The 23,299-nt window shown below is 33.4% G+C and carries 22 protein-coding genes and 1 tRNA gene; 19 read left to right on the top strand and 4 right to left on the bottom strand.

Annotated features, from left to right (window positions below):
* The first annotated feature begins 44 nt into the window (after positions 1 to 44).
* Together gldB and gldC are read left to right on the top strand one after the other, a co-directional pair.
* Complete coding sequence (gene gldB, locus BUE95_RS01405; protein WP_073580696.1) at positions 45 to 1,007, top strand: gliding motility lipoprotein GldB; 963 nt, start codon at positions 45 to 47, stop codon at positions 1,005 to 1,007.
* 5 nt (positions 1,008 to 1,012) lie between these two features.
* Positions 1,013 to 1,339 carry a gliding motility protein GldC gene (gldC, locus tag BUE95_RS01400; RefSeq protein ID WP_073580694.1) on the top strand — a complete coding sequence of 109 codons (327 nt, stop codon included), beginning with the start codon at positions 1,013 to 1,015 and terminating at the stop codon, positions 1,337 to 1,339.
* A 35-nt stretch (positions 1,340 to 1,374) separates the two neighbouring features.
* Here gldC and yihA read toward each other — a convergent pair whose 3' ends face one another.
* Positions 1,375 to 1,995: a ribosome biogenesis GTP-binding protein YihA/YsxC gene (yihA, locus tag BUE95_RS01395; RefSeq protein WP_073580692.1), complete on the bottom strand. Its 621-nt coding sequence runs from the start codon at positions 1,993 to 1,995 to the stop codon at positions 1,375 to 1,377.
* Positions 1,996 to 2,125: 130 nt separating this feature from the next.
* A complete protein-coding gene (locus BUE95_RS01390) occupies positions 2,126 to 2,881 on the bottom strand; it encodes an alpha/beta fold hydrolase (RefSeq protein WP_143165212.1) in 756 nt (251 codons plus the stop codon).
* A 338-nt stretch (positions 2,882 to 3,219) separates the two neighbouring features.
* On the opposite strand from BUE95_RS01390, the gene mraZ reads away from it, so the two are divergent.
* The 17 genes from mraZ to BUE95_RS01305 all read left to right on the top strand — a co-directional run bounded on the left by mraZ (position 3,220) and on the right by BUE95_RS01305 (position 21,443).
* A complete protein-coding gene (gene mraZ, locus BUE95_RS01385) occupies positions 3,220 to 3,690 on the top strand; it encodes a division/cell wall cluster transcriptional repressor MraZ (RefSeq protein ID WP_073580688.1) in 471 nt (156 codons plus the stop codon).
* Positions 3,665 to 4,573: a 16S rRNA (cytosine(1402)-N(4))-methyltransferase RsmH gene (gene rsmH / locus BUE95_RS01380; RefSeq protein ID WP_200778595.1), complete on the top strand. Its 909-nt coding sequence runs from the start codon at positions 3,665 to 3,667 to the stop codon at positions 4,571 to 4,573. The genes mraZ and rsmH overlap by 26 nt, the downstream gene beginning before the upstream one ends.
* Before the next feature lie 6 nt (positions 4,574 to 4,579).
* Positions 4,580 to 4,936 carry an FtsL-like putative cell division protein gene (locus BUE95_RS01375; RefSeq protein WP_073580684.1) on the top strand — a complete coding sequence of 119 codons (357 nt, stop codon included), beginning with the start codon at positions 4,580 to 4,582 and terminating at the stop codon, positions 4,934 to 4,936.
* The gene (locus BUE95_RS01370; protein ID WP_073580682.1) at positions 4,927 to 6,909 is read left to right on the top strand and encodes a penicillin-binding protein; all 1,983 of its coding nucleotides are present in this window, start codon (positions 4,927 to 4,929) and stop codon (positions 6,907 to 6,909) included. Before BUE95_RS01375 ends, BUE95_RS01370 begins: the two co-directional genes overlap by 10 nt.
* Positions 6,906 to 8,369 carry a UDP-N-acetylmuramoyl-L-alanyl-D-glutamate--2,6-diaminopimelate ligase gene (locus BUE95_RS01365; RefSeq protein WP_073580680.1) on the top strand — a complete coding sequence of 488 codons (1,464 nt, stop codon included), beginning with the start codon at positions 6,906 to 6,908 and terminating at the stop codon, positions 8,367 to 8,369. The genes BUE95_RS01370 and BUE95_RS01365 overlap by 4 nt, the downstream gene beginning before the upstream one ends.
* Before the next feature lie 58 nt (positions 8,370 to 8,427).
* Entirely contained in the window at positions 8,428 to 9,648 is a 1,221-nt protein-coding gene (mraY, locus tag BUE95_RS01360; protein WP_073580678.1) for a phospho-N-acetylmuramoyl-pentapeptide-transferase, read from the top strand.
* A 1-nt stretch (position 9,649) separates the two neighbouring features.
* Positions 9,650 to 10,984, top strand: a complete 1,335-nt coding sequence (gene murD / locus BUE95_RS01355; RefSeq protein WP_073580676.1) for a UDP-N-acetylmuramoyl-L-alanine--D-glutamate ligase — start codon at positions 9,650 to 9,652, stop codon at positions 10,982 to 10,984.
* Positions 10,985 to 11,074: 90 nt separating this feature from the next.
* Positions 11,075 to 12,430, top strand: a complete 1,356-nt coding sequence (locus BUE95_RS01350; protein ID WP_073580674.1) for an FtsW/RodA/SpoVE family cell cycle protein — start codon at positions 11,075 to 11,077, stop codon at positions 12,428 to 12,430.
* A complete protein-coding gene (gene murG, locus BUE95_RS01345) occupies positions 12,430 to 13,515 on the top strand; it encodes an undecaprenyldiphospho-muramoylpentapeptide beta-N-acetylglucosaminyltransferase (RefSeq protein WP_073580672.1) in 1,086 nt (361 codons plus the stop codon). The genes BUE95_RS01350 and murG overlap by 1 nt, the downstream gene beginning before the upstream one ends.
* Positions 13,516 to 13,564: 49 nt before the next feature.
* A complete protein-coding gene (gene murC / locus BUE95_RS01340) occupies positions 13,565 to 14,911 on the top strand; it encodes a UDP-N-acetylmuramate--L-alanine ligase (protein ID WP_073580670.1) in 1,347 nt (448 codons plus the stop codon).
* Positions 14,898 to 15,620, top strand: coding sequence for a cell division protein FtsQ/DivIB (locus BUE95_RS01335; RefSeq protein WP_073580668.1), 723 nt, complete (start codon positions 14,898 to 14,900; stop codon positions 15,618 to 15,620). The genes murC and BUE95_RS01335 overlap by 14 nt, the downstream gene beginning before the upstream one ends.
* Positions 15,621 to 15,628: 8 nt before the next feature.
* Positions 15,629 to 17,005: a cell division protein FtsA gene (ftsA, locus tag BUE95_RS01330; protein WP_073580666.1), complete on the top strand. Its 1,377-nt coding sequence runs from the start codon at positions 15,629 to 15,631 to the stop codon at positions 17,003 to 17,005.
* 11 nt (positions 17,006 to 17,016) lie between these two features.
* Positions 17,017 to 18,996: a cell division protein FtsZ gene (ftsZ, locus tag BUE95_RS01325; protein WP_073580664.1), complete on the top strand. Its 1,980-nt coding sequence runs from the start codon at positions 17,017 to 17,019 to the stop codon at positions 18,994 to 18,996.
* 229 nt (positions 18,997 to 19,225) lie between these two features.
* Entirely contained in the window at positions 19,226 to 19,675 is a 450-nt protein-coding gene (locus BUE95_RS01320) for a GatB/YqeY domain-containing protein (RefSeq protein ID WP_073582354.1), read from the top strand.
* A gap of 83 nt (positions 19,676 to 19,758) precedes the next feature.
* Positions 19,759 to 19,832, top strand: a tRNA-Arg gene (locus BUE95_RS01315).
* A 165-nt stretch (positions 19,833 to 19,997) separates the two neighbouring features.
* The gene (locus tag BUE95_RS01310; protein ID WP_073580662.1) at positions 19,998 to 20,852 is read left to right on the top strand and encodes a zinc-dependent peptidase; all 855 of its coding nucleotides are present in this window, start codon (positions 19,998 to 20,000) and stop codon (positions 20,850 to 20,852) included.
* Positions 20,853 to 21,023: 171 nt separating this feature from the next.
* Complete coding sequence (locus BUE95_RS01305) at positions 21,024 to 21,443, top strand: CBS domain-containing protein (RefSeq protein ID WP_073580660.1); 420 nt, start codon at positions 21,024 to 21,026, stop codon at positions 21,441 to 21,443.
* Positions 21,444 to 21,487: 44 nt separating this feature from the next.
* Here the strand turns inward: BUE95_RS01305 and rpe are convergent, their stop codons facing one another.
* Together rpe and BUE95_RS01295 are read right to left on the bottom strand one after the other, a co-directional pair.
* Entirely contained in the window at positions 21,488 to 22,147 is a 660-nt protein-coding gene (rpe, locus tag BUE95_RS01300) for a ribulose-phosphate 3-epimerase (protein WP_073580658.1), read from the bottom strand.
* 248 nt (positions 22,148 to 22,395) lie between these two features.
* Positions 22,396 to 23,259, bottom strand: coding sequence for a sigma-70 family RNA polymerase sigma factor (locus BUE95_RS01295; RefSeq protein WP_008256407.1), 864 nt, complete (start codon positions 23,257 to 23,259; stop codon positions 22,396 to 22,398).
* Positions 23,260 to 23,299: the final 40 nt, after the last annotated feature.

The following is a 23,299-nucleotide window of genomic DNA, read 5'->3' as shown; positions in this document are numbered from 1 at the left end:
TGTAAACTAATTTTAGTTCCATAAAAGTATAAAAAATACACTATATGAAGAAATTATTATTTGTTCTTCCTGTTCTTGTTTTATTTTCATGTAAAGAGGAGAGTAAAGTAGAAGAAGCCGTAGCAAACATTCCAGTTGAATTTAAAGTGGAGCGGTTTGATCAGGTTTTTTATCAATCTAAACCTGAGGATTTATCTAAAATAAAAGCGCAATATCCCTTCTTTTTTCCAGCAGGAAATCCAGATTCTGTTTGGACAAACAAACTAAGAAATCCATTGTTGAAAGAGTTATATAAAGAAGTTCAAATTAAGTATCCTACACTAGGTCCAATTGAGGCTGACATGGAAAAGATGTTTGCTTATGTTCAATACTATTTTCCAAAATACAAAACACCAAGAGTAATTACGTTAATAAATGAAGTAGATACGGAGGCGAAATCATTTTATGTAGATACTTTAGCGTTGATTTCATTAGATTGTTATTTGGGAAAAGAACATCGTTATTATGCTGATTTTCCTGAATATAAGAAAAGTACATTAGAGCAAAATCAAATTTTACCAGACTTGGTTTCTACCTTTTGTTACGGAAAAATTGCTGCACCAACTGATAGAACATTACTCTCTGCTATGATTTATTATGGAAAAGAGTTGTATGTGAAAGATAAATTAATTCCATTTTATTCCGACGCTGATAAGATAGGCTATACGGATTTACAAATACAGTTTTGTAAAGATAATGAGTATTACATGTGGAGTAATTTAATTGAAAATAAGTTATTATATGATGCCAATCCTAAGAACGAGTCAAGATTTATTAAACCAGCACCTTTTTCAAAATTTTATTTAGAAATTGACAATCAAACGCCTGGTAGGGTTGGGCAATGGTTAGGTTGGCAAATTGTGAGAAGTTATATGGAAAACAATGAAGAAATAACTTTAGAAAAATTGATGGCTTTAGATACCAAGACAATTTTTGAAAATTCGAAATATAAACCTAAGAAACCTTAATTTAAATGAAGACATCCGATATAAAAATTACAGTAGGATTAGACGAAAATAATGTTCCTGAAAAATTGTTGTGGACGGCACAAGATGGGGGAGTTGAACAAGAAGAAGCTAAAGCTTTGTTGTTGTCTGTTTGGGATAGCAAAGCGAAAGAAACACTTCGTATTGATTTGTGGACGAAAGATATGCCAGTAGATGAAATGAAGCAATTTTTTCATCAAACATTGGTAGCAATGGCAGATACATTTCAACGCGCTACAGCTGACGAGAAAATGTCGGATACTATGCGCGATTTCTGTGATTACTTTGCTGAAAAGATGGATTTGAAAGTATAAAAGTAAAAGTCGCTAGATAATAGCGACTTTTACTTTTAAATAAATCCATTATCTCTAAAAATATCTTCATTGATTTGGTCGATATATTCTAATATTCCTTCTCTACCAATGGCTTCTAGCGATGAGGTTACAAAATAGGGAGGCATTTCTGCCCAATCGCCAGCTAGTAGTTGCTTTTTATAAGCTTCTACATGATTGTTGACTTTATTTTTACCAAGTTTATCTGATTTGGTAAAAATAATCGCAAATGGAATTTCACTTTCCCCTAAATATTCCATGAATTCCAAATCAATTTTTTGAGCTTCTAATCGAATGTCAATTAAAACAAAGGCGCAAACTAATTGCTCTCTTTGCTCAAAATAATCCATAATAAATTGTTGGAAAACGGCTTTGGTTTTCTTAGAAACCCTGGCATAACCATAACCTGGCAAATCCACTAAAAACCAATTATTATTGATTTTAAAGTGATTGATTAACTGGGTTTTTCCTGGTTTTGATGAGGTTTTTGCCAAATTTTTATGGTTCGTCAACATGTTAATCAATGAGGATTTACCCACATTGGAACGACCAATAAATGCGTATTCAGGTAAACGGTCTTTGGGACACTTATCTACTTCTGAATTACTAATTACGAATTCGGCGGTGTTAATTTTCATAAGTTTAAATTTTATTTTTTAGCGGTAACATGTGTTATCACCTTTTTAATAATTGGTGTTTACTTACGTAAACAGTTTGTTAGTGGTGATTTCATAGACTATAAAATAAAATTCCCCTATTGGGGAATTATTATAAATCCTTTTTTTGTAACCAATCCAGTAAAATTTGATTGAATTCATCAGGATGTTCCATCATGGCTGCATGCCCACATTTATCAATCCAAAACAACTCAGAATTGGGTAATAATTTGTCAAATTCTTCAGCTACATTTGGAGGTGTTACTTTGTCATCTTTGCCCCAAATAATACAAGTTGGAGTCGTCATTTTTGGTAAATCTTTCGCCATATTATGACGAATAGCGCTCTTAGCAATCGTTAAGGTTTTAATCAATTTGATTCTATCATTAACCGTTGCAAAGACTTCGTCTACTATTTCTTTTGTTGCGATTTCAGGATTGTAAAAAACGTCTTGTGCTTTCTTTTTGATGTATTCATAATCACCACGTTTTGGGTAACTTTCTCCCATTCCACTTTCGTATAATCCTGAACTTCCTGTAATTACAAGTGCTTTCACTAATTCTGGATACATTTTAGTAAAATACAATCCAATGTGTCCTCCAAGAGAATTTCCTAATAAAATAACTTGATCATAACCTTTGAAAACGATAAAATCTTTAACAAATTTAGAAAAAGCCTTAACATTTGTTTTTAGAATATTTTGCGTGTAAATGGGTAGTTCGGGAATTACGACTTTATATCCTTTAGGAGGGAAAAAATTAGCTACACCATCAAAATTACTAAGCCCTCCCATTAATCCATGAAGTATGATTATTGGAGTTCCTTCGCCAGCTTCAAAATAGGTGTATTTTTTTTCTTTTTTTAACATAAATTCCACGTAAGGTATTGGTTATAATGATTCACAAATATACTATTTTATTGATGAAAGTAAAGAAAAAAATAATAAGGTTTTTTTTAGTTTTTTAGAAGATGTAAAAGCTTAGTTATCAACAATTTTGTCATGATTTAAGTTCAATCTATGGGGTTTTTATGGATTGATTGTAAAGTTTCAATTCTTCTTAAATCTTTATTTTACAAATATTCTTTTGTTAAAACTATGAATTCGCGGTTTTGAATTCAAAAAACTTATTAACAAAGTGGTAGTTTGTGGTAAAAAGTGGTAATTTTTTTCTAAATTTGTCCATATTCTAATCTAAAACAAGAAAGTTGAAAACGTTAATCGGGACATACGAATGTAAGGTAGATGCCAAGGGAAGGTTGCTACTGCCGACTTCGCTAAAGAAACAATTGGGTTCTTTAGAAGAGGGTTTCGTTTTGAAACGTTCGGTTTTTCAGCCTTGTTTGGAGTTGTTTCCAATGGAGGAATGGAATAAGATGATGTTGAAAATCAATAAGCTAAATCGTTTTAATAAAAAAAACGATGATTTCATTAGAAGGTTTACAGCAGGAGTTAAAATGATAGAAATTGATGCGACAGGGCGACTTTTAATTCCGAAAGATTTAGTGGTTTTTGGTCAAATTGATAAAGATATTGTGTTGAATTCAGCCATTAATATTATTGAGATTTGGGATAAAGATAAATACGAAAATGCGATTGAAAACGCTACGGATGATTTCGCAGATTTGGCAGAAGAAGTAATGGGTAATTTTAATGACGACGAAAATGGAATATCATAATCCAGTATTGTTAAAAGAAACGGTTGATGGATTGAGTATTCGTCCTGATGGAGTGTATGTAGATGTAACATTTGGCGGCGGCGGACACTCGAGAGAAATTATAAGTCGTTTAGGTAAAAATGGAAAACTATTCGCTTTTGATCAAGATTTAGATGCTTTAAAAAATGCAATAGACGACGAACGTTTTACTTTGATTAATGAGAATTTCAGATTTATAAAACGTTTTTTGCGTTTTCATGGAATTAAGCAAGTGGATGGAGTTTTGGCTGATTTAGGGGTTTCATCGCACCAATTTGATGTAGCAGAAAGAGGTTTCTCAACTCGTTTTGATGCCGAGTTAGATATGCGAATGAATCAAAAAGGAGAAGTCAGTGCGTTTCATGTGGTTAATGAATATGACGAACAAGATATAGCGAGAGTTTTATTTGATTATGGCGAATTAAAAAATGCCAGAGCTATGGCAAACGTAATTGTGATCGCTCGAAAAGATAAAGAAATCCGAAATTCGGATGAATTGAAAAAAGTGTTGGCGAAATTTTTGCCTGGACATAAAAGCAATAAAATTTTAGCTCAAATATACCAAGCCATTCGCATCGAAGTAAATCAGGAAATGGATGTTTTGAAAGAGTTTTTAGAACAATCACTTGAGATTTTAAAACCTGGCGGACGACTGAGTGTTATTTCCTATCATTCTTTAGAAGACAGATTGGTAAAACGTTACATGCGAAATGGTATGTTTGAAGGAGAGCCCGAAAGAGATTTTTTTGGAAATTTCAAAGTTCCTTTCAAGATTATTGAAAAATTAATTGTTCCTACAGAAGAGGAAATAGCATCAAACAATAGAGCACGAAGTGCAAAACTAAGAGTAGCAGAAAAAATATAGCAATACATGAAAAACGGCATCTACGGTTTATTAAAAGCAAAATTTCTTATAAGTGATGACGCTCTTAAGAACTGGAAATTCATCGTTTTTTTAGTAATCTTAGGAATGATGGCTATTGCAAACAATCATCAATACGATGCGAAAAATTACCGAATTACCGAATTAACGAATCAAGTAAAAGAATTACGTTCCGAATTTGTAGACCGTCGTTCCGAATTGATGAAGTTAAAAATGGAATCTACAGTGGCTAAAAAAATGGAAGAGCGTAATATCTTTCCGTCAGAAGTGCCACCTGTAAAAATAGTTGTTGAGAGTCGAGAAAATAAAAAGAGTTTTTGGGATAAATTAAAAATATGGCAGTAGAAGATAAAAAAATATCGTACCGCATGTATTTTGTAGCTTTCATGTTTTTCATGATGGCTGTCTTCATTTTGATAAAACTCAATAATATTCAGTGGGTTGAAGGCTCGTATTACCGGAAATTAGCAAAAGAAAGAACTGTAAAAAACTTTACTATTCCTGCTAACAAAGGGAATGTGTATTCTGCAGATGGGAGTTTGTTGGCGACATCGATTCCTGAATATACAGTTTATTTTGATGCGGTTGCCCCTTCTTCCGAACTTTTCAAAGATAATCTTCAAGCGCTATCTGATTCGCTTGCTGTGATGTTAGGAAAATCTTCGGGTTATTATCAAGCTAAGTTTCAGAAAGCACGTTCCAATAGAAATCGCTATTTGTTTATTGCTAGAAAATTGAGTTATACGGAACAAATGCGAATCAAATCGTTTCCATTATTCAACAAAGGAGCAAACAAAGGAGGATTGATCATAGAACAAAAAATTGTTAGAGAGCATCCTATAGGATTAGTGGCTAAAAGAACCATAGGATATGAGCGTTCAAACGAAGATGGTAAAGGATTAGAGTACGCTTTTCGTGATTATTTGAATGGGAAAAATGGCCACAGAATGATGCAAAAAATTGCAAAAAATCAGTGGAAACCTATTAATGATGTAAATGAAAAAGAGCCTCAAGATGGTTATGATATAATTTCTACAATAGATGTTTACATTCAGGATATTGCACATCATGCCTTATTAAAACAATTGGAACATTATAGTGCTGATCACGGTTGTGTGGTGGTTATGGAAACCAAGACGGGTCACATCAAGGCGATTTCAAATTTAGGAAGAGCTGAGGATGGGTCGTATTATGAAACGCAAAATTATGCCATTACTGAATCTCATGAGCCTGGTTCGACTTTTAAATTAATTGATTTGATTGCGGTTTTAGATGATAAAAAAGCAGATACAAGTACGGTTTATGATTCTAATAATGGTGTAATTGAATATTATGGACGTAAAGTTAGAGATTCAAAAGCCGGTGGATATGGGAAGATTTCTTTGGCAAGAGGTTTTGAACTTTCTTCCAATACGGTTTTAGTAAAATCGGTTTATGATAGTTATAAAAGTAATCCGAAACAATTTGTTGAGAGAATTAACAGTTACGGATTAAACAAACCACTTGGATTACCAATAAGAGGTGAAGGAAAACCATTCATTCCACAACCTGGAACGGATAGATGGTCTGGGGTCTCGTTGCCCTGGATGGCTTTTGGTTACGGATTGTCAGTTACCCCCTTGCAAACGTTAACATTTTATAATGCTGTAGCAAATAACGGTGTTATGGTGAAGCCTATTTTTGTAAGTGAAATAAAGGAATGGAATACAACTATCAAAAAATTTGATACCCAAGTTATCAACCCGAAAATTTGCTCGCAAGAAACATTAGATAAAGTAAAAGCGGTTTTAGAAAATGTCATAAAAAGAGGAACGGGTTCTAGGTTATACTCGAAGGATTTCTCTATGGCAGGTAAAACAGGAACAGCTCAAGTAAATTATAAAGATAAGTCGAAACTCTATTATGCTTCATCTTTTGTAGGTTACTTCCCTGCGGATGAACCAAAATATTCTTGTATTATCGTGGTTCATAAGCCAAATGTTGCCGCTGGATATTACGGAGCTGATGTTGCAGGACCTGTTTTCAAAAGAATTGCACAAAAAATCTTTACCGATTCACCATCAATGAATCACGTAAAAAATATAGATGCAAAAGTTGTTTCTCAAGAAAAAAACTACTCAGAATATTATAAAAAAGTAGAGAGAGAAGAACAAATTGTTCCAAATGTAAAAGGAATGGACGGAATGGACGCTGTTGCCTTATTAGAAAATTTAGGATTAAAAGTGAAAGTAAAAGGTATAGGAAGAGTGAAAAAACAATCACTTACATCGGGACAAGCTTTTAATAAAAATCAAACTATCATAATTGAATTATCGTGAAGCAATTAAAAGATATATTATATAAAGTACACATTGAAGCAGTTCATGGCGCTACCGATGTTGTCGTTTCAAAAATTGAATTCGATTCTAGAAAAATTGAATTGAATGACGTTTTCGTAGCCATCAAGGGAACACTTTCTGATGGTCATGATTATATTGAAAAAGCATTAAATTTAGGTGCGATTGCGATAATTTGTGAGGAGTTTCCTAGTATTCTAGTTAATGGGGTTACTTATATTAGAGTTAAGGATTCCAACGAAGCTTTAGCATATTTAACGGCTAATTACTATGAAAATCCTTCTGAAAAAATCAGATTAGTTGGAATTACGGGAACAAATGGTAAAACAACGATTGCCTCTTTATTATATCAATTATTCAAAAAAGCAGGTTATAAAGTTGGATTGTTATCAACTGTTAAAATTATGGTTGACGAACAAGAATTCAAAGCTACGCACACAACGCCAGATTCTTTAACAATCAATAAGTATTTAGATTTGATGGTACAACAAGGTTGCGAATTTTGTTTTATGGAAGTTTCTTCGCATGGTGTTCATCAAAAAAGAACCGAGGCGTTACGTTTTGAAGGTGGCGTATTTACGAATTTATCACACGATCATTTAGACTACCATAATTCATTTGCAGAATATCGTGATGTGAAAAAATCGTTCTTCGATAATTTATCAAAAGAGGCTTTTGCCATTACCAATATCGATGACAAAAACGGATTGGTAATGCTTCAAAATACGAAAGCAAGAAAACTAACCTATGCTTTAAAATCGTATGCTGATTACAAAGCCCAAATCCTAGAAAACCAATTGTCTGGATTGTTGTTAAAAATCAATGACCAAGAAGTTTGGGTAAAATTAATTGGTTCGTTCAATGCGTATAATTTATTAGCCATTTATGGAGTTGCCGTTGAATTAGGTATCGAAAAAATGGAAGCTTTACGTTTACTTTCTGAATTAGAAAGTGTTTCAGGACGTTTTCAATTTATTGTTTCTAATTCGAAAATCACAGCAATTGTAGATTACGCTCACACACCAGACGCATTGGAAAATGTATTAAAAACGATAGAAGATATTCGTACTAAAAACGAGCAATTAATTACGGTTGTGGGTTGTGGTGGCGATCGAGATAAAACAAAACGACCAATCATGGCTCACATTGCTTCATCTATGAGTGATAAGGCTATTTTTACGTCAGATAATCCAAGAACCGAAAATCCAGAAATGATTATTGAAGAAATGGAAAAAGGAGTAGAACCTCAAAATTTCAAAAAAACAGTTGCCATTTTAGATAGAAAACAAGCTATTAAAACAGCTTGTCAATTAGCCAATTCAAACGATATTATTTTAATCGCGGGAAAAGGTCACGAAACGTATCAAGAAATTAATGGAGTTCGTCATGATTTTGACGATTTAAAAACAGTAACGGAGTTATTACAACAATTGAATAAATAGTAACATGGAGTTTTCAAGAACCAACTTGTAAACTTTTAAACACATAAACTTTTAAACTATGTTATATTACATCTTTCAATATTTAGACAAAGCCTTTGATGTTCCAGGAGCAGGGGTATTTCAATACATTACTTTTCGTTCAGCATTAGCTTTTATTTTGTCGTTGTTAATTGCTACGATTTATGGAAAAAAAATCATCAATTATTTGAGAAATCAACAAGTGGGTGAAACGGTTCGTGAATTAGGTTTAGAAGGGCAAACTGCAAAAGCAGGAACGCCAACGATGGGTGGAATCATCATTATTTTGGCGACTTTAATTCCGGTTTTGTTATTAGCAAAGTTGAATAATATTTACATTATTTTATTGATAATGACAACTCTTTGGATGGGAACTATTGGTTTTATTGATGATTATATTAAAATCTTTAAAAAAGACAAACAAGGTTTAAAAGGAATTTTCAAAGTAATTGGACAAGTAGGTCTAGGTTTAATTGTTGGAACAGTTATGTATTTAAGTCCAGATGTAACGGTTCGTAAAGATACTTTAACATCTCGAGTTAAAATTGAAAACAACATCAAGCCAGCGGATTTAGAAGAAAAATCAACGGCAACTACGATACCATTTTTCAAAAATAACGAATTTGATTATGCAGAAGTTTTATCATTTATGGGTGATAATTATAAAGATTATGCTTGGTTGATTTTTATTCCAATGGTAATTTTAATCATCACAGCCGTTTCAAACGGAGCAAATTTAACCGATGGAATCGATGGTTTAGCCGCAGGAACTTCTGCAATTTCGGTACTAACTCTCGGGTTGTTCACTTTCGTTTCTGGAAACATCATCTTCTCGGATTATCTAAACATCATGTACATTCCAAATTCAGGTGAAATGACAGTTTATATTGCGGCATTTGTAGGAGCTTTAGTTGGGTTTCTTTGGTATAACGCTTATCCAGCATCTGTATTTATGGGTGATACAGGAAGTTTAACTATTGGAGGAATTATCGCTGTAATTGCTATTTCAATTCGAAAAGAATTATTAATTCCTGTGATTTGTGGAATTTTCTTAGCAGAGAATTTATCGGTTATGATTCAAGTGAGTTATTTTAAATACACCAAAAAGAAATACGGAGAAGGAAGAAGAATTTTCTTAATGTCACCGTTGCACCATCATTATCAGAAAAAAGGGTATCATGAAAGCAAAATTGTAACCCGCTTTTGGATTGTAGGGATACTGTTAGCAATTTTCTCACTCGTTTCTTTAAAATTAAGATAAGATGCGATTGGTAGTTTTAGGCGGAGGCGAAAGTGGCGTAGGAACCGCCATTTTAGGAAAGAAAAAAGGATACGATGTTTTTGTGTCGGATTTTGGAAAAATAAAGGAAAATTATAAAGAAGTTCTTACCATTAATGGAATCGCTTGGGAAGATGAAAAGCACACAGAAGAATTAATACTGAATGCCGATGTTGTAATGAAAAGTCCGGGAATTCCTGAAAAAGTATCGATTGTAAAGAAGCTAATAGAAAAAGGTATTCCCGTAATTTCTGAAATAGAATTCGCCATTCAGTTTACGGATGCGACAACGGTTGGAATTACAGGAAGTAACGGAAAAACAACCACAACATTGTTGACGTATCATTTGTTAAAACAAAGCGGTTTGAATGTAGGATTGGCTGGAAATATTGGAAAAAGTTTCGCTTGGCAAGTAGCCGAAAACAAGCATGATATTTATGTGTTGGAATTGAGTAGTTTTCAGTTAGACGGAATCTTTAATTACAAGCCACATATCGCGATTTTGACTAACATCAGTCCAGATCATTTGGACAGGTATAATTACGATTACAATTTATACATTCATTCTAAATTCAGAATAACAAAAAACCAAACAGAGGCCGATTATTTGATCTATGACAATGAAGACGAAGCGATTCAAAATTGGTTAAAAAACAACAAGATTAAAGCTAATAAAGTCCCTTTTTCGTTAACAGGAAAACCTGGAAATGACGGAGGATATATACAAGATAACAATATTAATAGTATCATTAAAAACGAATTATTTACCATGCCAATCAACGAGCTAGCACTAGAAGGGAAACACAACATAAAGAATGCAATGGCAGCAACTGCTGTTGCGCAATTGTTGAATATTAGAAAACAAACCATCAGAGAAAGTTTGACAAATTTCCAAGGCGTAGAGCACCGATTAGAAAAAGTATTGAAAATTCAAGGGGTACAATATATTAACGATTCAAAAGCTACGAATGTGAATTCGGTTTTTTATGCTTTGGATAGTATGAGTACACCAACAGTTTGGATTGTGGGCGGTGTTGACAAGGGAAATGATTATGATGAATTAATGCCGTTAGTTCGTGAAAAAGTAAAAGCAATAGTGTGTTTGGGTGTTGATAATTCTAAAATCATTAATGCCTTTAATAATGTTGTGGATGTAATGGTAGAAACTACATCTATGTCGGAAGCGGTTCAATTAGCACAACGTTTAGCAGAAAAGGGAGATAGTGTTTTGTTATCACCAGCATGTGCAAGTTTCGATTTATTCGAAAACTACGAAGATAGAGGTAAACAATTTAAACAAGCAATTCATAATTTGTAAAAAAAGCTATTGTTAGCGATAAAAAGATAAAAATTAAATACAATTAAGAGAATTGGCTTCATGCTCTAATGTATTCTAAAAAATTAAAAAATGTTTAAAATAATTGGTAAAATAAGAGGAGATAAAACCATTTGGGCTATAGTTTTTCTATTGGCTTTGGTGTCTTTTTTACCAGTTTACAGTGCTAGTACTAACTTAGTATATGTTATTGGAAACGGAACTACAATTGGACATTTAATAAAGCATGCCATTCATGTGGGTTTAGGTTTTGGAATTATTTTTTGGATACATAAAATGCCCTACCATTACTTTAAAGCATTATCCATATTTGGTATTCCATTGGTTGTTTTGTTATTGATTTATACTTTGTTCAAAGGAACGGAGATTGGTGGTGCTAATGCTAGTCGTTGGATTCAAATTCCCTTTGTTGGTTGGAGTTTTCAAACGTCAACTTTAGCTTTTATAGTTATCATGGTTTATGTTGCGCGTTATTTGGCAAAAGTTAGTGATAAAGTATATTCTTTTAAGGAATCTTTTTTAGAGTTGTGGTTGCCAGTAGGAGCAGTTTTGGTGCTGATTTTACCAGCCAATTTTTCAACAACGGCTTTGATTTTTGCGATGATATGCATGTTGATTTTCATAGGTCACTATCCTTTAAAATATTTGGGATATGTTTTGGTTATGGGAGTTTGCGCCATGCTTTTGTTCTTATTACTAGCTAAAGCATTTCCAGAAAATAAGACTTTTAGTAGAGTTAGTACTTGGGAAAATCGTATTGAACGTTTCGCAAATGACACACCCGATGAAGACGATTACCAAATTGAAAAAGCGAAAATTGCCATTGCTTCTGGTGGCGTAATTGGATTAGGTGCCGGTAAGAGTGTTCAAAAAAACTTTTTGCCGCAATCTTCTTCTGATTTTATTTTCGCAATTATTGTTGAAGAATATGGATTAGTTGGTGCCTTGATCATAATAGGATTGTATTTGTTATTGTTCATTCGATTTGTTATCAATGCTCAAAAAGCTTCAAGTTTGTTTGGTAAATTGTTAATTATTGGACTGGGATTTCCAATCATATTCCAAGCTTTTGTGAATATGGGTGTTGCTGTAGAATTGTTACCAGTAACAGGACAGCCATTACCTTTGATCAGTAGCGGAGGAACTGCCATTTGGATGACGTGTATCGCTGTCGGAATTATTTTGAGTGTTACCAAGAAAGAAGAAGAAGTTGCTCTAGATTTAGAAGAAAAACGCAAGCGTGATGAAGCTTTACAGCAAATTATCGATGCGCAAGTAGCCTTAAATGAAGAGAAAGAAGCCGATGAAAATCAGCAAAAAATAAACGATATTAAAAGTTCGATTAGAGAATCTTTAATCGAAGATGAAAACGGAGATGTGATGGTAAACGGACAAAATCCGATGAATGCAGTTTTAAATAAACAGTAATGAAAAAACCAAGATTCATAATAAGCGGAGGCGGAACAGGCGGACATATTTATCCAGCCGTTGCGATTGCAAACGAATTAAAATCTCGTTTTCCAGAAGCGGAGTTTCTTTTTGTAGGGGCCAAAGATAAAATGGAAATGCAAAAAGTACCTCAAGCAGGTTACGCTATCAAAGGATTATGGATTTCAGGAATTCAACGAAAATTAACTTTAGATAATGCGATGTTTCCATTCAAACTGCTTTCAAGCATGTGGAATTCATTACGAATTATCAAAAGTTTTAAACCAGATGTAGTTATCGGAACGGGAGGTTTTGCTAGTGGAGCCGTTTTGAAAGTGGCTTCAATGTTGGGTATTCCAACAGTAATTCAAGAGCAAAATTCGTATCCAGGAATCACGAATAAATTATTGGCTAAAAAAGCGAATAAAATTTGTGTAGCTTACGAAAATTTGGAACGATTTTTTCCAAAAGATAAAATGATTTTAACTGGAAATCCAGTGCGTCAAGATTTGATTAACGAAGCAAGCAAAAGTGAAGCTGTCGCTTATTTTAAATTAGATTCAAATAAAAAAACACTTTTAGTTTTAGGCGGAAGTTTAGGTGCTAGAAGAATTAACCAATTGATTGAAAAAGAGTTGGATTTTTTATTGGGTCAGAATATTCAAATCATCTGGCAATGCGGGAAATTATATTTGAACGATTATTCAAAATATAATGAGAAAGAAAACGTTCAAGTAGTAGCTTTTATTGATAGAATGGATTTAGTTTATGCTGCTGCGGATGTTGTAATTTCCCGTTCAGGAGCATCATCTGTTTCGGAATTGTGTATTGTGGGTAAACCAACGATTTTCATTCCATCACCAAATGTTGCCGAAGATCATCAAACCAAAAACGCTAAAGCAATTTCAGATAAAAACGGAGCTATCTTAATCAAAGAATCTGAATTAGAAACGCAATTTGAAACGGTTTTTTCTGATTTAATTTCAAACGAAAGTAAACAAGTTGAATTAAGTCAAAACATAAAAAAATTAGCACTGCCAAATGCAACAAAGCAAATCGCAGACGAAATAATGAAATTAGTTTAAATGTTTTCAATTTCTAAAACTTGGAACTTGAAACCTGAAACAAAAAAATATGAAGCTAAATCAAATACATAACGTTTATTTCATCGGCATCGGAGGCATCGGAATGAGTGCTTTGGCGCGTTATTTTCAATACATTGGAAAAAAAGTAGTGGGTTACGACAAAACGCCAACGCAGTTAACGGATGAATTACAAGCTATTGGTTTAGAAATTCATTTTGAAGATAATATCAATTTAATTCCAACAGATTTCTATGTAGAAAATACATTAGTAATTGTAACACCAGCCGTTCCAGTTTCGCATTCCGAATGGAATTATTTCATCGAAAGAGGATTTACCATAAAAAAGCGTGCTGAAGTTTTAGGAATCATAACAAAAGACACTTTTTGTTTTGCAGTTGCTGGAACGCATGGGAAGACAACAACTTCAAGTATTTTAGGTCACGTTTTATATGAAAGTGGTGTAGATGTTACTGCTTTTTTAGGTGGAATTGTGGAGAATTACAATTCCAATTTAATTGGTTCAGGAAAAACAGTTACCGTTGTAGAGGCGGATGAATTTGATCGTTCATTTTTGCATTTACATCCTAACGTTTCTTGTGTAACATCAATGGATGCCGACCATTTGGATATTTATGGTGATGCAGCGAGTATTGAAGAATCATTCAGAGAATTCGCAGCCAAAACACCAAGCGAAAATTTATACGTAATCAAAGGGTTGCCGTTAGAAGGGAATACCATAGGAGTTAATAACGATGCTGATTTTTCAGCTCAAAACATCCGAATTAATAACGGCTTTTATGTGTTCGATGTAAAAACGCCAACCGAAGTTGTTCAAAATGTAAAATTTGGTTTACCAGGACATCATAATTTGACAAACGCCTTATTAGCTTTTGCAATGGCGAAATCATATGGAGTTTCCAATGAGAAAATCATTTCAGCTTTAGCAAGTTTTAAAGGAGTAAGAAGACGTTTTTCGTTTCAAATTAGAGAAGAAAAATTGGTTTATATTGATGATTACGCACATCATCCAACGGAAATTAATGCAGTGCATCAAGCGGTTCGTGAATTGTATCCGGGTAAAAAAATCATTGCGGCTTTTCAACCGCATTTATTCAGTAGAACGAAAGATTTTGTCGATGGTTTTGCAGAAAGTTTAAGTCAATTCGACGAGGTTTTATTATTGGATATTTATCCGGCTCGCGAGTTGCCGATGGAAGGTGTAAATTCGACTTGGTTGTTGAGTAAAATTGACAATCCAAATAAGAAATTAGTGAGCAAAGACGAGTTGTTTACGACTTTTGAAAATTCGGACGCGGATGTGTATGTAACTATAGGTGCTGGAGACATTGGAGAGTTAGTAAAAGATCTTAAAAAAGCGCTTCATGAGAAGAATTAATTGGCATACTATTCGATTGGTGTTAGTCATTTTTGTGATGATTTTCTTGTACTCTTTTTCGTCTAAGAGAAATAGTCAGCGTAAAATCAGTAAGATAGCTGTTAAGTTTGAATCAAATGAGAATATGTTTTTAACACATGAAATGGTTAATAACTTGTTGATACAAAAAATGGGTAATACTTCAACAATTCAAAAAGATAAATTAGATTTGAATACTTTAGAAACTGTTCTCGATGATCACGAGATGATTGAAAAAGCGCAAGTTTTTTCAACGGTAGACGGATTTCTGAATACGCGTATTACTCAAAAGACCCCAATCGTAAGAGTTATTACTGGCAATGATAGTTATTATCTTGATTCAAAAGGTGATAGGATGTCGTTGTCGGATAATTTTTCGGCACGTGTTCCGCTGGTTGTCGGCGTTATAAGTGAAGAAAATTGTAAGCCTTATTTGAAATTGTTTAATGAAATCAAAAATGATGATTTTTTAAGCAAAAACATAACGGCTGTTGAGATTATGGCTTCTGGAAATGTGGTATTAACTAATAGAAGTTATGATTATAAAATAGTGTTTGGGCAACCAATGAATGTGGATAAAAAGTTTCAAAATTATAAAGCTTTTTATCATCACGCTATTAAAGATACATTGATTAAAAATTATAAAGAAGTAAACTTAATGTTTACACAACAAGTGGTTTGTAAGAAATAGGAGAAGTTATGAACAAAGACAACATTGCAGTAGGATTAGATATCGGTACAACGAAGATTGTAGCGATGATAGGGAAGAAGAATGAATATGGGAAACTTGAAATTCTGGGTGTAGGAAAATCAAAAAGTTTAGGTGTTCATAGAGGTGTTGTAAACAATATTACACAAACTATTCAGTCCATTCAGCAAGCTGTTGCAGAGGCGGAAAACAATTCAGGTTACAAAATAAACGATGTGGTGGTTGGTATTGCAGGTCAACATATTCGAAGTATTCAACATAGTGATTATATCAGTCGTCCAAATGCAGAAGAAGTTATAGGAGATGACGATATCGATAGGTTGATTGGACAAGTTCACAAACTTGCTATGTTGCCAGGTGAAGAGATTATTCATGTTTTGCCGCAAGAATTTAAAATTGACGGTCAAGCTGAGATAAAAGAACCCATAGGAATGTATGGAGGAAGATTAGAATCTAGTTTTCATGTAGTGGTGGGACAAGCGGCTTCCATTCGAAATTTAGGAAGATGCATTAAAAGTGCAGGATTAGAATTGTCGGGATTAACATTAGAGCCATTAGCTTCGGCTGATGCGGTTTTAAGTCAAGAAGAGAAAGAGGCAGGAGTTGCCTTGATTGATATAGGTGGTGGGACAACTGATTTGGCCATTTTTAAAGATGGAATTATTCGTCACACAGCTGTTATTCCTTTTGGAGGAAATGTGATTACGGAAGATATTAAAGAAGGGTGTTCTATCATTGAAAAACAAGCGGAACTTTTAAAAACGCGTTTTGGTTCAGCTTGGCCAGGAGAAAATAAGGACAATGAAATTGTTTCAATTCCTGGATTAAGAGGTAGAGAGCCAAAAGAAATTTCGCTTAAAAACTTATCAAAAATTATTCACGCAAGAGTTGTGGAAATTGTAGAACAAGTGTATGCCGAAATCAAATTATACGGACATGAGGATCCAAAGAATAAATTAATTGCAGGGATAGTTTTAACTGGAGGAGGTGCTGAATTAAAACACATCAAGCAATTGGTAGAATATATAACAGGTATGGATACTAGAATTGGATATCCAAACGAACATTTAGCTGGAGATTCAGAGGAAGAATTGTCAAGCCCATTATATGCTACAGCAGTTGGTTTAGTAATGAATAGTATTCGAAATAATACAAGAAGCGCTACTCCATTAGTAGAAATGAAAATGGAAGAACCTGTAATGGCTCGTTCACAAGTGGTAGATGAAGAACCTATTATTGAACAAGAAAAAATAGATTCAAAAGCTACCTCATCGATCAAACATGAAACAACTGATGATAAAATCAAACGTTCATTTTTTGATAAATATATTGATAAGATTAAAGAATTTTTAGATAACGCAGAATAAAAGGAGATACTATGTCAGAATTTGGAAACATTTCATTCGATTTGCCAAAAAACCAATCTAACGTAATCAAAGTGATTGGCGTAGGTGGTGGAGGTAGCAATGCCATTAACCATATGTTTAAACAAGGTATTAAAGGTGTTGATTTTGTAGTTTGTAATACTGATTCTCAGGCATTACAAAATAGTCCTGTGCCTAATAAGATTCAGTTAGGAGTGAGCTTAACAGAAGGTTTAGGTGCTGGTGCTAATCCTGAAGTTGGCCAACAAGCCGCTATTGAAAGTATCGCCGAAATTGAAAAAATGTTAGATAGCAATACCAAAATGATTTTTATCACAGCAGGAATGGGTGGTGGAACAGGAACTGGTGCAGCTCCTGTAATAGCGCAATTAGCTAAAGAGCGCGACATTTTAACCGTGGGTATTGTTACCATTCCCTTCCAATTTGAAGGAAAAGTTCGCTCCGAACAAGCGTTAGCAGGTGTAGAACGTTTACGAAAGCAAGTAGATTCTTTAGTTGTTATCAATAATAATAAATTACGTGAAGTATATGGAAACTTAGGTTTCAAAGCAGGTTTCTCAAAAGCGGATGAAGTTTTAGCAACTGCATCAAGAGGAATTGCTGAAGTTATTACACATCATTACACGCAGAATATCGACTTAAAAGACGCTAAAACAGTTTTGTCTAACAGTGGTACAGCGATTATGGGTTCGGCAACTGCTGCTGGTTCTGATAGGGCTAAACAAGCTATTTCAAGTGCTTTAGATTCTCCTTTATTAAATGATAATAAAATAACAGGAGCTAAAAATGTATTGTTGTTAATTGTTTCTGGAACTGATGAAGCAAATGAAATTACCATCGATGAAATTGGTGAGATCAACGATTTTATTCAGTCTGAAGCAGGTTTTAATGCTAATATCATTATGGGTGTTGGTGAAGAAGAAGCTTTAGGAGAAGCTATTTCGGTAACGGTAATTGCTACAGGTTTCAATGTAGAACAACAAGCGGAAATCGTAAATACAGAACCAAAGAAAATTATTCATTCATTAGAAGATGAACAAAAAATTGTTCATGAACTTATGAACAAAGCGACGTCCAATATTACTGTAAATAACCCGATTTTTGAGACGCCAAAAGTTGAGACGCCAAAAGATGATATTATCAATCCTACTAGTGATGAAACAGCTGAACATAAAATTGTTTTCACTTTAGAAGAAGAAGTTGAGGAGCCTAAGTTTGAAATTCATTCACCTGTTGTTCCGGCAATGGATTTAGTGCCAACTTCTGAATTGATTAAAAATATTGATGTAACATTCGAAGTCATTACGCCAAATGTTGCGCCTTCATTCGAAATCATAACACCACAAATCAGAGAAATCGAAGTTAAAGAGCCTGAATTTGTTGTTGCTAAAGATAATTTTAATTTCTCTTTGAATTTGTTTGATAGCAACATTGAAGATAAAGAAGATCATACAATTGTTTTTGATTTATCTCCAGAAACGAAAGCAATGGAAGTAAAGGACCCTATTAATGTGGTACCTGTGACTGAGATAAATCAAAACGGTATTGTGAAGTATTCCTTAGAAGATTATCTTGAAAAAGAAAGTGAATTGATGAATTCAAAACCTGTTGAAGAGGTTCAGGAACCAATTGATGAGGAGCTAAACTTTACCATGAAGACCAATACTAAAAAACAGGAAAATGAAATACAACTTGACAACATTTCTCCCTTAGAGATGTCAATTGAAGATACTTTGAAGTTTAGAGCGGAAGAGCGTAAAAGAAAAATGAAAGACTTTAATTATAAATTCAATAATAGCAATGCTTATGTAGACGAAATTGAGAAACAGCCAGCTTACAAAAGAATGGGTATCGATGTGACTTCTACACCAAGTACTTCAAATAATCAGTCTAGAATTTCATTAGGAACAGATAGTAATGATGACATGCAATTGCGTTCTAATAATTCATTTCTTCATGATAATGTTGATTAGGTATAAATCTTACATAATTCCTAAAAACTCGAAGCATAATTTTCGAGTTTTTTTTTAGTACTTTTGCAGAGAGTTTTCCTTGTTGATTTCCACTGCCTTCTGCTTTATAGAAAAGAAGTAAGTTTGAAAATTAGATAAAATAATGTTCCTCTTTTAAATAGGTAATTTTTTTAGGCAGGCTCTTTATCAGGATGTTAACATGCTAACTATTGAAATAAATATAAAAGATATGAGTTTAGAAACAAAAATCATGGATCAAATGAAAGAAGCCATGAAAGCAAAAGATAGTGTGGCTTTAGAGGCGTTAAGAGCTATTAAATCAGCAATTATTTTAGCAAAAACAGAAGCTGGGGCTACAGATGTATTGACAGAAGATCAAGAGATTAAAATGTTACAGCGTTTGGTTAAAATGCGAAAAGACAGTGCTGAAATCTTCACAAAGCAGAATCGTCCTGATTTAGCAGAACCAGAGTTAGCACAAATTGCTGTAATTGAAAAATTCTTACCAGCGCAATTGTCAGAAGAAGAGGTGGAGGCGATAATTTCTAAAATCATTGGAGAAACAGGAGCAAATGGAATTGCTTCTATGGGTAAAGTTATGGGTTTAGCCACATCTCAAATAGGAGGACAAGCAGAAGGAAAAGTAATTTCAGGAATTGTAAAGAAATTATTGGCTTAATAAAATAGTGATAAGTGAATAGTGTCATTGAAAAGTACAAATTTGCTTATCACTATTCACTCATCACTTATTACTCAAAAAAAGGCTTCGTAGCTCAATTGGATAGAGCACTGGATTTCGGCTCCAGCGGTTGGGGGTTCGACTCCCTTCGAAGTCACAATTGTTGTTTAAAATAGTTTTTGTCATCTGAACTCGTTTCAGAATCTATAAGTATAAACACAAAATCTAATTGTACTTAAAGTTGACGTTCTATACTATTTTAAACAACTTTTTTATTTTACAAAATATAATTTTACGTTATTTGTACAACAGTCCCAATCTTATGCAAACATCGCCTATTGAACACGAATTATTTTTAGCCGATTACATCGGGATGTTTATAGTTGTAGCGCCTTTTGCAACACTATTTTTTGCTTTTGCATTTTATATTACGGAGATTGTGTATTTGCGAAATTACAAAAAGCCATTAGTCGTATTTGCTAATATTAATTTTTTAAAGTTAAACGATTCCCGTAAACATATTTTAACCTCAAATTTTCATTTTTACAATCGATTAAAACCAAAGTATAAGCGTTATTTTGAGCATCGAGTGGCTAAACTAATCTTGCATTATAATTTTGAGGGACGAGATATTGAAGTTACTGAAGAAATGAAAGTTACTATTTCTGCAACCTATGTGATATTAACTTTTGGGATGCGTGAATATTTGAATCCGCTTTTTAAACGAATCGTTATTTATCCCGATATTTATTATTCTTCACAAAATGATAATTATCACAAAGGTGAGTTTAATCCAAGAATGGAGTGTATTGTTTTTTCCTGGAAACATTTCAAAGAAGGAATTGATATTACTAACGATAATTTGAATTTAGGATTACACGAATTCACACATGCTTTTCATATTTATGCCCTTAAAAGCGATAAAGCAACTTTTGTTTTATTTAACGAATCACTTCAAAATTTATTCCGTGTTGTTTCAAGACCAGAAGTAAGACAGCGATTAATCGATTCAGGGTTTTTACGCGATTATGCGTATGAAAATCAATTTGAATTTGTGGCAGTTTTATTGGAATATTTTTTCGAATCGCCGGAGGAATTTAAATTTAAATTTCCATCTATCTTTTTGAAAGTCAAACAAATGATTAATTTCAACGAGAACTATTTTATTAGTGAGTAAGGAATAAATAGCTGACATAAATCATGTTTTGATTTTAAAATATTGACTAACTTTATGTCAATAAATATACAAGGTTATGAAATCGTCACTAAAAGCTAGTTTGTATGCCTAAACACTAATGATTTAAAAGACGATAACATAAGTGACAACTAAAAAATAAAATTTACACTTATGAAACAAAAGGTTCCTGTGTCAACAATAATGACAAAAAATGTAGTAAAGTTAAATCTTTCAGATGATTTAACAAAAGCAGAAATGCTATTTAAAAAGCATCATATACGGCACATTCCTGTTGTTTATAGTAACAAAATTGTAGGGATGTTAAGCTATACTGATCTGCTTCGAATTTCTTTCGCTGATGCCATAGATGACGACGAAGAAATAGTGGACACCACTGTTTATAATATGTTTACAGTAGAGCAAGTGATGGCGAAAAAATTAGTTTCTATTTCTCCTGAAACTACAATTAAAGAAGCTGCTGAAATTTTATCCCAAAAAGAGTTTCATGCACTTCCAGTTTGTGAAGGGGAATTGTTGGTTGGAATTATTACGACAACCGATTTAATTAAATATTTGATTGAGCAATATTAATAAACCTTACAGGTTTCAAAAACCTGTAAGGTTTAAATTTTGTATTATTTTGTGATCGCTTTTAAATCTGCTATAGTTGCTATTGGGTCTTGAGCTCCAAAAACATAGCTGCCAGCAACTAATACATCTGCGCCAGCATCAGCTAATTGTTTTGCGTTTTTATTGGTTACACCGCCGTCAATTTCAATTAAGGTAGCAGCTTTTTTTCTGTTGATTAAAGCTTTTAGCTTTTCTACTTTTGAATAGGTGTTTTCGATAAATGATTGTCCTCCAAAACCAGGGTTTACGCTCATGATGCAAACCAAATCAATGTCTTGAATCACATCTTCTAATAAGTCTACACTTGTGTGCGGATTCAAAGCGACTCCAGCTTTCATGCCTTCTGCTTTTATAGCTTGAAGAGTTCTGTGTAAATGAGTACATGCTTCATAATGAACCGTTAAAACATCAGCTCCTAATTTTTTAAAAGTTGCAATGTATCTATCAGGATCAACAATCATTAAGTGAACATCGATGGTTTTTTTAGCATGTTTGTTGATTGCATCTAAAACAGGCATTCCAAAAGAAATATTAGGTACAAAAACGCCATCCATAATATCAATGTGAAACCAATCGGCTTCACTAGCATTAATCATTTCGATGTCGCGTTGTAAGTTAGCAAAATCAGCAGCAAGTACTGATGGAGCAATAAGTGTGTTTTTCATAAGCTTGTAAAGTGTGTGTTGTTGAGTGCAAATGTACAATATTTTAAAACATTTCAATATTCAAAATTCCAAGTTGAATATTCAAAATTTTAAGCATTCAACAACGAACAACGAATAAAGAATTTTGAATTTTCAAGTTTAAAAAAACAAAACTCCGGTAATCAGCCGGAGTTTCAATCATCAATCAAAAAACGAACAGTCTTAGACTGTTGTTATCTTTATAGTGTCACACTGAGCTTGTCGAAGTGTTATCCTAAATATGTTTTTAATATTTTACTTCTAGAAGTATGTTTTAATCTTCTAATCGCTTTTTCTTTAATCTGACGAACACGCTCACGTGTTAAATCGAAAGTTTCTCCAATTTCTTCTAAAGTCATTGGGTGTTGGTCGCCTAAACCAAAATACAAACGAACAACATCAGCTTCTCTTGGAGTTAATGTTTCTAATGCTCTTTCGATTTCAGTTTGTAATGATTCGTGAATTAATTCTCTATCTGGATTTGGAGATTCACCTGAACGTAAAACGTCGTATAAGTTTGAATCTTCACCTTCAACAAGAGGTGCGTCCATTGATAAATGACGACCTGAGTTTTTCATGGACTCTTTTACGTCATTCACCGTCATGTCTAATTCTTTTGCAATTTCTTCAGCAGAAGGTGGGCGCTCGTTAGATTGTTCTAACAAAGCATACATTTTGTTGATTTTATTGATAGAACCAATTTTATTCAACGGTAGACGCACAATACGAGATTGTTCTGCTAGTGCTTGAAGAATCGATTGACGAATCCACCAAACGGCATAGGAAATAAATTTGAAACCACGCGTTTCATCGAAACGTTGTGCGGCTTTAATCAATCCTAAATTTCCTTCGTTAATTAAATCAGGAAGTGTAAGTCCTTGATTTTGATATTGTTTTGCTACTGAAACTACGAAACGTAAATTAGCTTTTGTTAATTTTTCTAAAGCGCGTTGATCTCCGGCTTTAATTCTTTGCGCTAATTCTACTTCTTCATCAGCAGTAATAAGGTCAACTTTTCCAATTTCTTGTAGGTATTTGTCTAAGGAAGCAGTTTCACGATTGGTAACCTGCTTGGTAATTTTAAGTTGTCTCATTGAATTTTTCTCCTTACTTTTTAAAAGTTCTGTTTGTTAT

Source organism: Flavobacterium cucumis, assembly GCF_900148835.1.
Lineage (GTDB): Bacteria > Bacteroidota > Bacteroidia > Flavobacteriales > Flavobacteriaceae > Flavobacterium > Flavobacterium cucumis.
Note: the sequence above shows the minus strand (reverse complement) of the source record. Positions and strands in the feature narration are given on the sequence as shown.